Annotated in this window: 11 protein-coding genes; 10 read left to right on the top strand and 1 reads right to left on the bottom strand. The window is 48.4% G+C overall.

Features of this window, described 5'->3' with window-relative positions:
• Position 1 precedes the first annotated feature (1 nt).
• The 6 genes from pdxA to JUB15_RS19120 all read left to right on the top strand — a co-directional run bounded on the left by pdxA (position 2) and on the right by JUB15_RS19120 (position 8,334).
• A complete protein-coding gene (pdxA, locus tag JUB15_RS19145; RefSeq protein WP_207514164.1) occupies positions 2-1,048 on the top strand; it encodes a 4-hydroxythreonine-4-phosphate dehydrogenase PdxA in 1,047 nt (348 codons plus the stop codon).
• Positions 1,048-2,205, top strand: a complete 1,158-nt coding sequence (locus JUB15_RS19140) for a four-carbon acid sugar kinase family protein (RefSeq protein ID WP_207514162.1) — start codon at positions 1,048-1,050, stop codon at positions 2,203-2,205. Before pdxA ends, JUB15_RS19140 begins: the two co-directional genes overlap by 1 nt.
• A 27-nt stretch (positions 2,206-2,232) precedes the next feature.
• On the top strand, positions 2,233-3,807 hold the full coding sequence (locus JUB15_RS19135) for a sodium:solute symporter family protein (RefSeq protein ID WP_242696426.1): 1,575 nt from the start codon (positions 2,233-2,235) through the stop codon (positions 3,805-3,807).
• 259 nt (positions 3,808-4,066) lie between these two features.
• Positions 4,067-5,446 carry a DUF4974 domain-containing protein gene (locus JUB15_RS19130; protein ID WP_242696425.1) on the top strand — a complete coding sequence of 460 codons (1,380 nt, stop codon included), beginning with the start codon at positions 4,067-4,069 and terminating at the stop codon, positions 5,444-5,446.
• A gap of 101 nt (positions 5,447-5,547) precedes the next feature.
• A complete protein-coding gene (locus JUB15_RS19125; protein WP_242696424.1) occupies positions 5,548-6,429 on the top strand; it encodes a sugar phosphate isomerase/epimerase family protein in 882 nt (293 codons plus the stop codon).
• Between the two features lie 27 nt (positions 6,430-6,456).
• Positions 6,457-8,334, top strand: coding sequence for a right-handed parallel beta-helix repeat-containing protein (locus tag JUB15_RS19120; protein WP_207514160.1), 1,878 nt, complete (start codon positions 6,457-6,459; stop codon positions 8,332-8,334).
• A gap of 8 nt (positions 8,335-8,342) precedes the next feature.
• Here the strand turns inward: JUB15_RS19120 and JUB15_RS28630 are convergent, their stop codons facing one another.
• Complete coding sequence (locus JUB15_RS28630) at positions 8,343-8,465, bottom strand: hypothetical protein (protein WP_255539653.1); 123 nt, start codon at positions 8,463-8,465, stop codon at positions 8,343-8,345.
• A gap of 53 nt (positions 8,466-8,518) precedes the next feature.
• Here JUB15_RS28630 and JUB15_RS19115 point away from each other — a divergent pair, with 53 nt between their 5' ends.
• The 4 genes from JUB15_RS19115 (at position 8,519) to JUB15_RS19100 (ending at position 15,000) form a co-directional block, all read left to right on the top strand.
• On the top strand, positions 8,519-9,583 hold the full coding sequence (locus tag JUB15_RS19115) for a Gfo/Idh/MocA family protein (protein WP_207514158.1): 1,065 nt from the start codon (positions 8,519-8,521) through the stop codon (positions 9,581-9,583).
• 168 nt (positions 9,584-9,751) lie between these two features.
• On the top strand, positions 9,752-11,332 hold the full coding sequence (locus tag JUB15_RS19110; protein ID WP_207514156.1) for a sodium:solute symporter: 1,581 nt from the start codon (positions 9,752-9,754) through the stop codon (positions 11,330-11,332).
• Positions 11,333-11,355: 23 nt separating this feature from the next.
• Positions 11,356-13,572 carry an alpha-L-rhamnosidase-related protein gene (locus tag JUB15_RS19105; RefSeq protein WP_207514154.1) on the top strand — a complete coding sequence of 739 codons (2,217 nt, stop codon included), beginning with the start codon at positions 11,356-11,358 and terminating at the stop codon, positions 13,570-13,572.
• Positions 13,573-13,755: 183 nt separating this feature from the next.
• On the top strand, positions 13,756-15,000 hold the full coding sequence (locus JUB15_RS19100; RefSeq protein ID WP_207514152.1) for a ribulose-bisphosphate carboxylase large subunit family protein: 1,245 nt from the start codon (positions 13,756-13,758) through the stop codon (positions 14,998-15,000).
• The last annotated feature ends 7 nt before the right edge of the window (positions 15,001-15,007 follow it).

Here is a 15,007-nt window from a genome sequence, read left to right as displayed (position 1 = left end):
CATGCAAAAACCAATTATAGGAATTACGATGGGTGATCCGGCCAGTATAGGACCGGAGATCGCTGTTAAAGCATTATTGAATGACCGTATCCACGCCATTTGCCGGCCATTGCTGGTAGGTGATGCCAGTGTGTTCAATGACATTGTAAAACGTTTGAAACTGCCGGCAACGGTGAATGCAGTTACTGCTGTGAAAGACGCCGCATTCAAACCGGGAACGGTTGATGTGTTCGATCTGAAGAATGTTGATATGAGCAAGCTGGTCTTTGGCGAGATCTCTGCCATGGCCGGCGGCGCTTCATTCGATGCCGTAAAGCGGGTCATTGAACTGGCGATGGCAGGTGAGGTAGACGCTACGGTAACGGGTCCTATCAATAAAAAATCGATCAACGAGGCCGGGCATCATTTTGCCGGTCATACGGAAATATATGCGCACTGTACCGGTACCAAAAAGTACGCCATGTTACTGGTAGAACAGAATATGCGTGTGATCCATGTGTCAACCCATGTATCCCTGCGGGAAGCCTGCGACCTGGTTAAAAAAGACAGGATCATCCAGGTGATCGAACTGTTACACAACGGCATTTTACAACTGGGCGCCACCAACACAAAGATCGGCGTAGCCGGATTGAATCCGCATGCAGGTGATTCAGGTCTGTTTGGAACGGAGGACGATGGTGAGATCAAACCGGCTGTGGAAGAAGCGCGTAGGCTGGGTTATGATGTGGATGGTCCTGTACCGGCTGATACCCTCTTCTCCAAAGCGGCCACCGGTTACTATGGCGGGGTAGTGGCCATGTACCACGACCAGGGACATATTCCTTTTAAATTGACAGGCTTTCACTGGAATGCAGAAAAGCAGCAGATGGACAGCGTGAAAGGCGTGAACATTACAATGGGTTTACCCATCATCCGTACCTCGGTTGACCACGGAACTGCCTTTGAGATTGCGGGCAAAGGCATTGCCAGCCCCGATGCCATGGTGCTGGCCATTGAAGCGGCCGTGCAATTAAGTAAACACCGCGTTAAACAGCAAAAACCAGCGTAATGATAGCGGTGATAGCAGATGATTTTACCGGGGCCGCCGAACTGGCGGGTATTGGCTTGCGCTATCACCTGAATGTGGAGCTGGTCACTGAAGTAAATAAAGGAACCAAAGCTGATCTGCTGGTGATTGCTACCGACACCCGGTCGTTGCCGGAAGCGGAAGCAGTGCAGGTCATGCAAAAACATACGAAGGACTTGCTGGACCTGCAACCTGCGCTGATCTTTAAAAAAACAGATTCGGTGTTGCGCGGCCATGTGCTGGCAGAAATGCAGGCGCAATTGTCGCTCACCGGTTTTGAAAAAGCAGTACTGGTAGCGGCCAATCCTGCCCTGGGCAGAACGATCGATAACGGTATTTATTACCTCCAGGGAAAGCCGGTACATGAATCCAGCTTTTCGCACGATCCCGATTTTCCCATTACCAGTTCTGCCATTACAGCTATGCTGCGATGTAAGCAGTTCCCGGTGCACATCCAGAAACCGGAAGCCGTTTTGCCACCAACCGGTATTATTGTAGGGGAGGCTACGCAAACCGCCGACCTGCAAACCTGGGCGGCAAAAATGGACGACAGAACGTTGTTGGCGGGCGCTTCTGGTTTTTTTACGGCGATACTGGATAAAGTACTGGCCGGCAAAAAAGCCGGCAACAGTAAAATGCCACCGAAAGAAAGCGCGCCGGTGACCCTTTTTGTATGCGGAACCACGTTTGCCCATAGCCGCAATGCGATCAAAAAAATTAAAGCGGCCGGTGGACCGGTATGTTATATGCCCGACGACCTGGTGCGCTCGGTGCACATCGGCGTTTACAGTTATGTGAAATGGGCCAATGAAATAGTGGCCCTGGTGAAACAGCATGGAAAAGCCATTGTGGCCATCCATGAAGAGGCAGGGCTGGATGCCGCCGTTGATATAAGCCTGTTCAAGGAAAAGATGGCGGGTCTGGTGCGTGAAGTGCTGCAACATACAAAAGTGCAGGAGCTGATCGTGGAAGGCGGCGCTACCGCCTGGGCATTGATCAACCAGGCCGGGTTTACCCGTTTCTTTCCCGTAGAAGAAATGGCGCCCGGCGTGGTGCGGATGCAAACCAATGAGCCCGGTTTATTCATCACCGTTAAGCCAGGTAGTTACCAGTGGCCTGAGGGGCTCTGGGATTTTTAAACAGATTGTTATTTTATTTATTGCCATATGCAGAAAATATCGTTGCATTTAATTGATTATATCATCATCATAGGGTTTCTGGTGGTGACATTATATGTCGGCTTCCGTTTTGCGCGCAGGCAGAATTCTTTGAAGTCATTCTTCCTGGCGCAGGGCCGGGTGCCGGCATGGGCCATCGGTATGTCGCTGCTGGCGACACTCATCAGCAGTGTAACCTTCCTGGCTTATCCCGGTACTGGCTTTACCAGCAACTGGATCTTATTGGTGCAGGGCCTGATGGTGCCGGTTGTACTGCTGGGGACCATCTGGTTCATTGTTCCCTTATACCGGAAGGTGATCGGACTGAGCACATACGAATATTTTGAAAAACGCTTTGGCGCCTTTGCCCGCTATTACAGTTCGCTGGCATTTGTGCTGCGGCAGTTCTCCTCTATGGGAACGGTGCTGTTTTTACTGGCATCTGCGCTGGATTATATGATCGGTGGCAATACCATGATCATGATCGTGATCATTGGCCTTATTATCATTGCAGTGAACCTGATGGGTGGCATTGAAGCGGTGATCTGGCTCGATGTGTTCCAGGGTTTCATGCTGTTTGCCACCGGCATCATTTGCTTAACCGTGATCCTGTTCTCAACAGATGGCGGCGCTCCGGCTGTATGGCAGATCGCCAAAGCCAATGGCCGCACGGGGTTTGGTCCGTACGATGCGGACCTTACCAGGCTTACCTTCCTGGTCATGGCGATCAATGGCGCCTTTTACGCTATTCAAAAATATGGTACCGATCAAACGGTGGTACAGCGTTACCTGACCGCCAAAACCGACAAAGGCGCTATCAGGGCATCGCTGATGGGTATTCTCCTGACGGTTCCTGTATGGATGCTGTTCATGTTCATTGGCACCGCGTTGTTCGCTTATTATCAAAACCACAGTTTACCGGAAGGTATACGTGCTGAACAGGTATTTCCCTATTTCATTGCTACCCGGTTACCGGTTGGTGTAACCGGCCTTATCCTGTCGGCCATGATCTCGGCCGCTATCTGCAGTTTGAGTGCCGACCTCAACAGCCTGGCTGCCGTAGGAGTGGAGGATTATTATAAAAAGATGCGCCGCAACCGGCAGGACAGCGATTATTTAAGAGCAGGTAAATGGACGGTGGTGATCTCCGGGTTAATTGCCATCGGTATAGGTGCTTTATATATCAATGCAGGTAGTGAAGGCGTGTTGGGTATCGTATTTACTTTATACGCGATCTTTTCCGGCGGTATTGTCGGTATTTTCCTGCTGGGAATTTTCAGCGCCCGGGCCAACCGCCAGGGTATTACGATTGGTATTATGGCCTGTATCCTGTTTACGGCCTATGCGTTCCTGACGTCTACCCGGATAGGGACCGGTACAGAGAAACACCTGTTGCTTGATTTTGGCGAATATAATTTTAAACACGACAAGCTTATGTTAGGGGTGTACAGTCACCTCGTGGTGATCATTGTAGGGTATGTGGCAAGTCTTTTCTTCCCCAAGCCGGTGCTGGATAAAAACCTGCTGTATTCCGGTTGGAGGGAAGCGAGGAAAAATACAAAGTTTATAGTTCAAAGTTTATAGTTCAAAGTTCAAAGTTCAAAGTTCAAAGTTCAAAGTTTATAGTTATTGAGTTAATGAGTTAATAATTACTAGGTAATCGGATGGTAGTGAGTTCTTAAGATCAGGCTTTGCCAATCGCCAATGGGTTTTGTCGTCTGCCGTTTGCCGTTTCACGATTGCCGTTTCACGATTGCCGATTGTCGATTGCCGTCTGCCGTTTGTCGACTGCCGATTGCCGATTGTCGACTGCCGATTGATGATAATAACCGAAGAGTAAAATATGATACGAAAACTTATTTATACCACCTGCATGCTGTTTGTATGGGCAGATTGTTTGAGCCAAAGCTCAGATGATGCCTATAAAGAACCATTGAAACAGGTGTTGGTGCAGATCGAGAAGCAGTATGGTATCAAGATCCGGTACAGCGAAAATATGGTGAGCGACCGTTGGGTCACTTATGCGCGCTGGCGCTTCAGGCCCGATGTGGAGAAAACATTGAGCAATGTGCTGGCCTCGCAGGACCTTTCATTCAGCAAAACAGGCGATAAAAGTTATAAGATCAGCGCTTTTCAGTATCATTTAAAAACGGTGGAAGAAGGGAAGGCGCAACTGGAATACCTGTCGTCATTATACAATGATGCAGCCAGCTGGGAAAAGCGCAAAGCAGCACTGCGCGCCTGTATGTTCGAGGCATTGAAACTGTCGCCCGTTCCTGCGGCGCCTGCTTCAAAACCCATTACTACGCCTGTACGGAAAATGGATGGGTACACCGTAGAGAACATTGCATTTGAAGTATTACCCGGCGTTTATACGGCCGGGTCATTATACCGTCCGGTAAAAGTGAAAGGTAAACTGCCTGTGGTATTAGGTCCTGATGGCCATTGGGACAAACACCGCTACCGGCCCGATTGCCAGTATCGCTGCGCTACCCTGGCCCGGATGGGCTGTATCGCCATCAGCTACGATATTTTTGCCTGGGGCGAATCGCTGCTGCAATTCAAACCCGAAGATCATCGCCGTAGTCTGGCAATGACGGTGCAGGCCTTAGGTGCTTTACGTATCCTGGATTATCTGCTGCAATTAAAGGAAGCAGATACCAGCCGCGTAGCCATCAGTGGCGGATCGGGTGGGGGCAGTCATACGATGCTGATAACGGCCCTGGATGACCGCATTAAGCTAAGTGCGCCGGTGGTCATGTTGTCAACCTATCATAGCGGCGGCTGTCCCTGTGAAAGCGGTATGCCGGTGCATTTATGCGGCAACGGCACCAACAATGCCGAGATCGCTGCCATGGCAGCCCCACGTCCGCAATTGGTGGTGTCAGACGGCAAGGACTGGACCGCCCACGTGCCTGAAACGGAATTTCCGTATTTAAAGAAAATGTATGCCTATTATGGTAAACCGGAACTGGTAGAGAATGTGCACCTGCCAACGGAAGGCCATGATTACGGGATCAACAAGCGCATTGCATTATATGAGTTTATCGGTAAACATTTTAAGCTCGATCTGGGCAAAGTAAAAGACAAGGACGGTAAGTTCGATGAAAGCAAAGTGACCATTGAACCGGAAGCTGCGCTTAAAGTATTTGGTGAAAATGGGGAGAAGCTGCCGGCGAATGCCGTTCGTAGTTATGATCAGCTGAAGGCGATGTTTCCTTGAGATGATTGGATATAGAGTCAGGCAACCGAAAATAGTGAACTGTAGGGTTTAGGCGTCTGCCGTTTCACGTTTGCCGTTTTACGTTTAATGATAGTAACAATATGAAAAAACAAAGAATATTAGCTGTAGCACTCTTAATGAGTATAGTGGCCGCCTGTGCTACCACTTCTGTACAAAGAAAGAACGCTCGTAAACCGTATAAAATTGCAGTAGTAGACCTGATGATCCTGAAGCGTCAGAAACTGGGTGCTTTTCAATTGACCAAAGAGATAGGCGCCGATGGCCTGGAATTGGATATGGGTGGTTTGGGTCAACGCGAGACCTTCGATAACAAACTCGCTATCGATAGTGTGCGCAAGCAGTTCATGGATAAAGCCAAAGAACTGAAGCTGGAAATAGCATCCCTGGGAATGACTGGTTTTTATGCGCAATCATTCGCTGAACGGCCAACTGCCGTTAAAGCCGTACAGGATTGCATTAATACCATGAAGCAGATGAATGTAAAAGTGGGTTTCCTGCCATTAGGCATAAAAGGCGACCTGGTTAAATATCCGGAATTACGTCCGGCCGTAGTTGCACGCCTGAAAGAAGTAGGAAAGATGGCTGAAGCAGCCGGTGTGGTGATAGGTATTGAAACCGCATTAAGCGCCACGGAAGAAGTAAAGCTGTTACAGGATATCGGTTCTCCTGCTATTCAGATCTATTTCAATTTCTCCAACCCGTTAAAAGCCGGAAGAGACCTGTATAAAGAACTGGAGATCCTGGGTAAAGATCGCATTTGTCAGATCCATTGCACGAATAAGGACAGTGTGTGGCTGCAGAACGATCCGCAGATCGATATGAAAAAGGTGAAACAGACCTTGGAGAAAATGGACTGGAAGGGCTGGCTCGTGATCGAGCGGTCGCGCGATCAGAATGACCCACGGAACGTAAAAAAGAATTTCGGCGCGAATACCGCCTACATGAAATCAATTTTTCAATAGCAGGGACCATCTATTTAATAGAACAAAATGAAGACTCTATTTAATTACGCAGTTTTATTTTCATTGTTTGCCTGTTTCAGTATATCGGTTCAGGCTGCAGATATCTATGTAGCGCCTACTGGTTCAGATGCCAATCCGGGTACAGAGGATAAACCCATGGCCTCGGTTGCCATGGCATTGCGCAAGGCAAGGGAAATGCGCCGGCTGAAGGACCCGGCTGTTGCCAACGGTATTCATATCATTGTCGCAAACGGCGTTTATACCTTCTGGGAACCACTGTTCGTTCGTCCGGAAGATTCGGGTACGCCAGAAAGTCCAACCATCATTGAAGCAGCACCTGGCGCCCGGCCGGTGTTCAGTGGTGGTATGTCAGTTAAAGGCTGGCGCAAGGCGGGAAAAATTGCCGGATTGCCGGCTGCTGCACAGGGAAAAGTATGGGTAGCCGATGCGCCGGTAGAAGCTGGCCGCCTGCTCGATTTCCGCCAGTTATGGATAAACGATCAGAAAGCCATTCGCGCCCGCGACCGCAATGCCGATAGTATGAATCGCATCCTTTCCTGGAACCATCAAACCGAACAATGCTGGATCCCTACGCCAAAAACGCCGGGTTGGGATAAAGCCGCCGGACTGGAAATGGTTATTCACCAATGGTGGGCTATTGCCATCCTGCGCATAAAATCGGTTAGCGTAAAAGGTGACAGCGCCCTGCTTAGTTTTCACCAGCCGGAAAGCCGTATTCAGTCAGAACATCCCTGGCCGGCTCCCTGGATCTCCCAAAAGACCGGTAACTCGGCTTTCTTTCTAACGAATGCCATCCAGTTCCTCGACGAACCCGGTGAGTGGTACCTCGATGTTAAACGGCAACAGATCATTTACTGGCCGCGCAGCAATGAGGATCTTCGCACTGCGCAGGTAACGGCTCCTTATTTACAGAACATCGTGCGGGTGGAAGGCACCATCGATAACCCCGTTGCGCATGTATCTTTCAAAGGCATTGATTTCAAATATACCACCTGGTTACGCCCTTCGCAGGCCGGACATGTGCCCTTACAGGCAGGCATGTACCTGCTGGATGCTTACAAATTGAAGATCCCCGGTACGCCTGATAAGAGAGGTTTGGAAAACCAGGGCTGGATCGGTCGCCAACCGGCCGGTGTTGAATTGCAATATGTGCGTAACACTGGTTTCGAACGCTGCAACTTCTCGCACATGGCCGCTACCGGACTGGATTACATAAAAGGCACCCAATACGATACCATCATTGGCTGCACGTTCCGCGATATTGGCGGTACGGCCATTCAGGCCGGCTATTTTTCTGATCCCGCTTTCGAAACGCATTTACCGTATAATCCGGCTGACTCGCGGGAATTATGCCGCAAGCTTACCATTAACAATTGTTTTATTACCAATTGCGCCAATGAAGACTGGGGTTGTGTGGGCATCAGTGCAGGGTATGTACAGGGCATTAACATAGAACATAACGAATTGAGCGATCTTCCTTACAGCGGTATTTGCGTAGGCTGGGGTTGGACGAAAACCATCAACGCCATGCGTAACAACCGGGTACATGCCAACCTGGTGCATCACTATGCCAAACATATGTATGATGTAGGAGGATTATATACATTATCGGCACAGCCTGGCTCAGTGATCAGCGAGAATTACGTACACACGATCCTGAAAGCGCCATATGCGCATGACCCTAACCATTTCTTCTACATGTACCTCGATGAAGGGTCTGCCTACATCACCTTGAAGGATAATTATTGCGAAGAAGACAAGTTTATGAAGAATTCAAATGGTCCCGGTAATACCTGGGATAACAACGGGCCCAAAGTGGCGGATAGTATTAAGAACAGAGCCGGATTGGAAGAGGCGTATAAGGGGATTAAGAATGTGAAATAAGTCACCAGTTACCGGTCGCCGGTTACCAGGGGCGCGGCCTGCATTGTTCTGTATTCCCGGTAACCGGTAACTGGTAACCGGTAACTGGTAACCGGTAACTGGCACAACTGGTAACCGGTAACCGGTAACACATTAAAAGAACCGAAAAATTAAAAAATATTAAACTCAGTACTAATTGTAAGTTATGTTATCAATAGGTATACTCGGATTAGGTGAAGGACGCAGCACCATGTCAGCTGCCCTGAACAGCAGCAAAGTGAAACTGAAGACCATTTGCGACATGAATGAAGACCTGTGCAAACACCGGAGCAAAGAGTTTCAGTTCTTTAATTATACTACCAGGTATGAAGACATGCTGAATGATCCGGAGATCGATATCATTGCTATTTACACGCCTGATAAATTACATGCAGAACATATTAAACAGGCATTGCTGGCTAATAAACACGTCGTATGCACCAAGCCATTGATGGACGATCTGTCAAAAGCAAAAGAACTGCTTGAGCTGGTGGAGAAGACCGGAAAGAAATTATTTGTGGGACAAAGTTCCCGGTTCTTTGAGCCGGCCAAAAGACAGCGGAAGGATTTTGAAGCCGGTCTCATTGGTGATCTGATCACCGTGGAAAGCCATTACCATGCCGATCATCGCTGGTTCCTGGAGAAGCCCTGGGCTTTGGAAAGTTCGTTCAAATGGCTCTATGGAGGGTTGAGCCACCCGGTGGATTTCATACGTTGGTACCTGCCGGAGATTGAAGAAGTAATGGGTTATGGAATGATCAGCAGCAACGGAAAGACCGCCGGATTGAAAAACGAAGATACCATGCACTTTATCTTCAGGGCCGCAGATGGCCGCATAGCGCGGGTAAGTGGCGCTTATACCGGCCCCATTCAGCCCGCACAAAGGGACAGCGGCATGAGCGTGATCTTACGGGGTACCGAAGGCGCCTCCCAGGCCGATTATCATGAACTGCGTTATGCCATCACTGATAAGACCGGTGAAGAGAAAGTAGTGCACTGGGGCGACAAGACCATTAAATACTATTTCCGTTTTGAAGGACAAAGTCATCATGCCGGTGAATACCAGAATTACCTGGAATATTTTGCTGATAGTATCACCAATAACACGGTCGCATACCCGGACCTGAAAGAAGGTATTGGAACCATTGCCTTATTGCAGGCGATGGACAGATCTTTAAAGACAGGAATGCCAGTGAAGGTTAGTGACATCTTGCAAAGTTTTGGTTTATAGTCGAGCGTTGCAGGTTTCATGTTACAGGTTGCAGGGGTTGGTTAACTTAAGCCAAACACGCTACTTCCCAAGGTTGTTTTCCCCTGTAACCCGCAACTTGTAACCTGTAGCTGCTTCTTTATATGTTTGCCGTTTCACGTTTAACGTTTCACGATTAATAAAACCGCGATGAACGCCATCTATGACCTTTTACAACCTGTCGATTTTATAATTGTAGGCATTTACCTCTTTATCCTGATCGCTATCGGGTATTGGGTAAGCTTCGGACAAAAGAAGAACAAGAATGAAAACCTTTTCCTGGCCGATCGTTCCCTGGGTTGGGCGAGTATCGGCTTTACCATGTGGGGCACCAATGTAGGGCCTTCCATGCTGGTAGCATCTGCCAGTGCCGGGTATCAAACCGGTATTGTGGCGGGAAATTTTGCCTGGTATGCCTTTGTTTTCATACTCATGCTGGCAGTAGTATTCGGGCCCCGTTACCTGGGCGCCAATGTATCTACACTGCCTGAGTTCCTGGGAAAAAGGTTTGGCGAAAATACCCGCAACATCCTGGCCTGGTATACCCTGATCACGATTCTCATTTCCTGGTTATCGCTTGGCCTGTTTGCCGGCGGTGTGCTGATCAAACAATTGTTGGGAATGGATATGTTGCTCTCTGTGATGATCATGGTAGTGGTATCAACACTGTTTGTATTGGCCGGTGGGTTGAAGACCATCGCATACACCAGTGTATTCCAGATGTTGCTACTGATCGCGGTATCATTGATCCTGGTGGTGCTCGGCGTGTCAAAAGCCGGAGGTATCTCGGCCATTTATGAAAAGACGCCCGCGAATTTCTGGAACCTGTTCCAGCCCGCCAGCGACAAAACATTTCCGTGGCCGGCTATCCTCCTTGGTTATCCGATCATGGGCGTATGGTTCTGGTGCACGGAACAATCGATGGTACAATCGGTATTGGGCGCCAAAAGTTTGAAACAGGGACAACTGGGCGCCAATTTTATTGGCTGGCTGAAGATCCTGGATGTGCCGCTGTTCATTCTGCCCGGCGTGATCTGTTTTATATTATATCCGCAATTGCAGGATCCCGATAAAGCGTATCTGACAATGGTGACCAATTTGTTCCCGCCAGGTATGAAGGGGTTGATCATTGTAGTGCTGGTAGCCTGTTTGATAAGCACCATCGGCGCCTCGCTCAATTCCGTGAGCACGGTGTTTACAATGGATATTTATGTAAAGAAATACAAACCGGAAGCCACTAACCGCGACATCATCCGCATTGGCCGTTTGATCACCGTGATCGGTGCATTGGTGTCGGTTACAGTAACGCTGGCTATTGACAACATCAAAGGACTCGACCTCTTTAATGTGTTTCAGTCGGTATTGGGTTTTCTGGCGCCACCCATGTCAGTCGCATTCTTATTTGGCGTCTTATGGAAAAAGACAACCGCCAAAGCCATCAATTATGTATTGACCATAGGCACCGCATTTTGTTTACTGGTGGGCATCTTAAATTTGTGGGTGATAAAATCCGACAAATGGCCGCATTTCCTGTTGTTGTCATTTTACCTCTTTGTGGTATTAAGTGCAATGACGTATCTAATATCAGTGTTTGATAAAAAAGGCGCCTTGCAAATACAGCAGGCTGCTTATTTTAAAAGCCAGGCTAAAACCGATAAACAGGTATGGTTCATGTGGGGACTATTGATCGCAGTAATGTTGGGATTGTATATATTCTTTAATGGACATTAATTTTTGATTTAAAAATATTCCGGATGAATTGCAGACAAGCCATATTGCAACACACAGTTTGGATCGCTTTATTATTCATGACCGGTTCTGTGCTGGCGCAACCCGCCCGAAAAGTAGAGCCGCAAACAGCAGCTGCCGGTCAGGCCACCTGGATCTGGTATCCGGGTGATTTTGAGATCTGGCTGGCTAATAAAATGCAGAACCGCCGTACAGAACGTGGTTCATTCTTTCCGCCTTTCTGGAAATTGGATGGTCATTATGTGCTGATGGATTTTCATAAAGATGTGGACCTGAAAGAACCGGAACAGATCAATGTATATGTAGAGGGACAATATATCCTGAAGCTCGACGGAAAAGGTTTTGAAGGTACGCCGCAACAGGTGACTGTTCCCGCCGGTAAACACCGCATCAATGTAAAAGTGTTCAGCACAGGTAACGTACCTGCGATTTATGTGAAAGGAAAAACGATCACCAGCGATTCTTCCTGGCTGGTAACTTTTGAAGACAAGGAATGGATCGATGAAACCGGTAAGACCTCGGATATTTCAACCACTGTCTGGTTGAATGCCGGTTCCTGGAATTTCAATGATCCTGCACAACGTCCTTCCGGGTTTAAACTGGCCGTAGAACCGAAATCGGCCGTAACGGCCACAAAAAACAACGGCGGCCTGCTAGTTGATTTTGGCCAGGAGACATTCGGTTATATCCGGTTGCATGGTTTACAGGGCAAAGGCAAAATATCGTTGTATTATGGAGAATCAAAAGAAGAGGCATTGGCTACCGGTACCTGTGAAACGCTCGATCGCGTGGAAGTGGATCTGGCCGCCAAAAAGGATTCTGTAATGCCCCTGTCAAAAGCATTCCGGTTTGTAAATATTCAAACAGAAGGCGGCGCTGCGGTTGACTCCGTGTCGATGTTGTATGAATACCTGCCCGTTGCAAGACGCGGCACCTTCCGTTCTTCAGACGAATCCATCAATAAGATCTGGGATGTAGCAGCCTACACCATGGAATTGAATACCCGCGAATTTTTCATCGATGGTATCAAACGCGACCGCTGGATCTGGAGTGGTGATGCGTATCAAAGCTACCTGATGAATTATTACCTGTACTTCGATGTGCCTTCTGTATCGCGCACGCTGATGGCCTTACGCGGTAAAGATCCCGTGACCAGCCACATTAATACCATCATGGATTATACCTTCTATTGGTTCCTTGGTATTTATGACCTGTACCAATACACCGGTGATAAAACATTTATCCAGCAATTCTATCCCCGCATGAAAAGCCTGATGGACTATTGTCTGCAGCGCCGTAATAAAGACGGTCTGTTGCAGGGACTGCCCGGGGACTGGGTATTTATCGACTGGGCAGCCGGTTTAAGTAAAAAAGGCGAAGTAAGCTTTGAGCAGCTGTTGTTTTGCCGAAGCCTCGAAACGATGGCGCTTTGTGCCGGTATGGTGAACGATACAAAAAATGCGGAGCTGTATAAGCAGCTCGCGGCAGATCTGAAGGCAAAATTATTCTCCTTCTACTGGAGCGATGAAAAGCATGCGCTGGTGCACAGCCGCGTTGATGGCAAACCAACTGATAATGTAACACGCTATGCCAATATGTTTGCGATCTTCTTTAACTATTTCAATAATGAGCAGAAGCAGGCAGTAAAACAACATGTATTGTTGAACGATAATATTCAAAAGATCACTACGCCCTACATGAGATTTTATGAGCTGGAAGCGTTGTGTGCCATGGGCGAACAAAAATATGTGCTGACTGAAATGAAGAATTACTGGGGCGGTATGTTGCAGGCAGGTGCTACTTCTTTCTGGGAAGAGTACAATCCAACCAAACAAGGGGCAGAGCATTACGCCATGTATGGACGACCGTTTGGAAAAAGCCTTTGCCATGCCTGGGGCGCCAGTCCCATTTACCTGTTAGGTAAATACTATTTAGGTGTTCAGCCTACCTCACCGGGTTATGCCACCTGGGTAGCAGAGCCGGTATTGGGTGGGTTGCAATGGATGGAAGGCAAGGTGCCAACTCCTGCAGGTGATATCGATGTATATTGCAGCACCACACAGATCAGGATCAAAGGCAGTGAAGGAACCGGAACGCTGCGGTTCAAAAGTAAGAGCAAGCCAACCTGTAAAGGAGCCGTTATTAACAACAAAGGTGATAACCTGTATGAAATGACCGTTGAAGCGGGTAAACAATATGAAGTGAAGTATAAGAGTTTATAAGTATTGAGTTGAAAGCGTTATAAGGATGATAAAAAAACACTTTGAGAAGTTAACAAGTTAACGAGTTGACTAGTTAACGAGTTGACAAGTTAACAGCGCTTATCCCGCCGAGCGGGGGTGACAAGTATACGCGAATAATAATCAAAAAACTTTAATTCTCTCCTTTAGGGGGAAGGGGATATTATGGAAAGAATTACAGCCACATATTATATTGAGACGCCATTAGCGCCAGAACAGGCTGCAACCGTATTGGCAGGTGAGCAGTCATCAGGAACATTTATAGCCGTGCCCGGCGAAACCGAAGAATTGAAACAACGGTTTGCCGCCCGGGTAGAAAGAGTGACACCCCTGGAAACGGTTTCAGAACCCGCTATGCCGGGCGCTGCCAGTAAAACCGGCCAGTACAACAGGGCCGAGATCCAGGTATCGTGGAGTCTCGAGAATTTCGGTTATAACCTGCCGGTACTCATTTCAACGCTCCAGGGCAATTTGTACGAGCTGCGCCAGTTCACCGGTTTAAAGCTGATGGATATCGATCTGCCGGCCTCATTTGCGCAACATTATAAAGGGCCTGCTTTTGGTATCAGTGGTTGCCGGAAGCTTACCAATGTTGAGAACAGACCGCTGATTGGCACCATCATTAAACCAAGTATCGGCCTCACGCCTGAGCAAACAGCTGAAATGGTAAAGACGTTGGTGGGTGCGGGTATCGATTTCATAAAGGATGATGAGCTGTTGTCTTCATCGGCCAATTCACGGTTCAACGACCGGGTAGATGCGATCATGAAAGTGATCAACGCACATGCTGATGCTACCGGTAAAAAAGTGATGTATGCTTTTAATATCAGCGGCGAAATAGACGAGATGTTGCAACGCTATGAATATATCGTACGTAGTGGCGGCACCTGCGCCATGGTAAGCATCAACAGCGTGGGTATGGCCGGTGTAAGAAAGATCTGCGATCAACGGCAACTGGCTATTCATGCACACCGTAATGGCTGGGGCATGTTAACGCGTCATCCATTACTGGGTATTGATTTCAGGGCCTATCAAAAATTATGGCGGGTAGCCGGTGTTGACCAGCTGCACGTCAATGGCATTCAGAATAAATTCTGGGAAAGCGATGACTCTGTAGTGGCTTCTATAAAGGCATGTCTGCAGCCGTTCTATGATCACCAGTCGCTCTTGCCGGTAGTCTCTTCCGGACAATGGGGCGGACAGGCGCCGGAAACGTATCGCCGTACCAAAACAGTGGATCTGTTGTATATGGCAGGCGGTGGTATCATGGCCCATCCCATGGGTGCTGCTGCCGGTGTTAGAGCATTGCAACAGGCCTGGCAGGCTGCAGTCGATGGATTGAGCATTGAACAGGCCGCGGCCACGTACAAAGAGTTTGCTGAGTCAGTAAAGCAATTCGGGAAAAAATAAGCGGTTA

Source organism: Longitalea luteola (genome assembly GCF_017356035.1).
Lineage (GTDB): Bacteria > Bacteroidota > Bacteroidia > Chitinophagales > Chitinophagaceae > Niastella > Niastella luteola.
This window is presented reverse-complemented; position numbering and strand designations above follow the sequence as displayed.

Excerpts from the sequence above, each read along its gene's own strand:
- pdxA (WP_207514164.1), top strand. The coding sequence starts at position 2 with ATGCAAAAACCAATTATAGGAATTACGATGGGTGATCCGGCCAGTATA.
- JUB15_RS19140 (WP_207514162.1), top strand. The coding sequence starts at position 1,048 with ATGATAGCGGTGATAGCAGATGATTTTACCGGGGCCGCCGAACTGGCG.
- JUB15_RS19135 (WP_242696426.1), top strand. The coding sequence starts at position 2,233 with ATGCAGAAAATATCGTTGCATTTAATTGATTATATCATCATCATAGGG.
- JUB15_RS19130 (WP_242696425.1), top strand. The coding sequence starts at position 4,067 with ATGATACGAAAACTTATTTATACCACCTGCATGCTGTTTGTATGGGCA.
- JUB15_RS19125 (WP_242696424.1), top strand. The coding sequence starts at position 5,548 with ATGAAAAAACAAAGAATATTAGCTGTAGCACTCTTAATGAGTATAGTG.
- JUB15_RS19120 (WP_207514160.1), top strand. The coding sequence starts at position 6,457 with ATGAAGACTCTATTTAATTACGCAGTTTTATTTTCATTGTTTGCCTGT.
- JUB15_RS19115 (WP_207514158.1), top strand. The coding sequence starts at position 8,519 with ATGTTATCAATAGGTATACTCGGATTAGGTGAAGGACGCAGCACCATG.
- JUB15_RS19110 (WP_207514156.1), top strand. The coding sequence starts at position 9,752 with ATGAACGCCATCTATGACCTTTTACAACCTGTCGATTTTATAATTGTA.
- JUB15_RS19105 (WP_207514154.1), top strand. The coding sequence starts at position 11,356 with ATGAATTGCAGACAAGCCATATTGCAACACACAGTTTGGATCGCTTTA.
- JUB15_RS19100 (WP_207514152.1), top strand. The coding sequence starts at position 13,756 with ATGGAAAGAATTACAGCCACATATTATATTGAGACGCCATTAGCGCCA.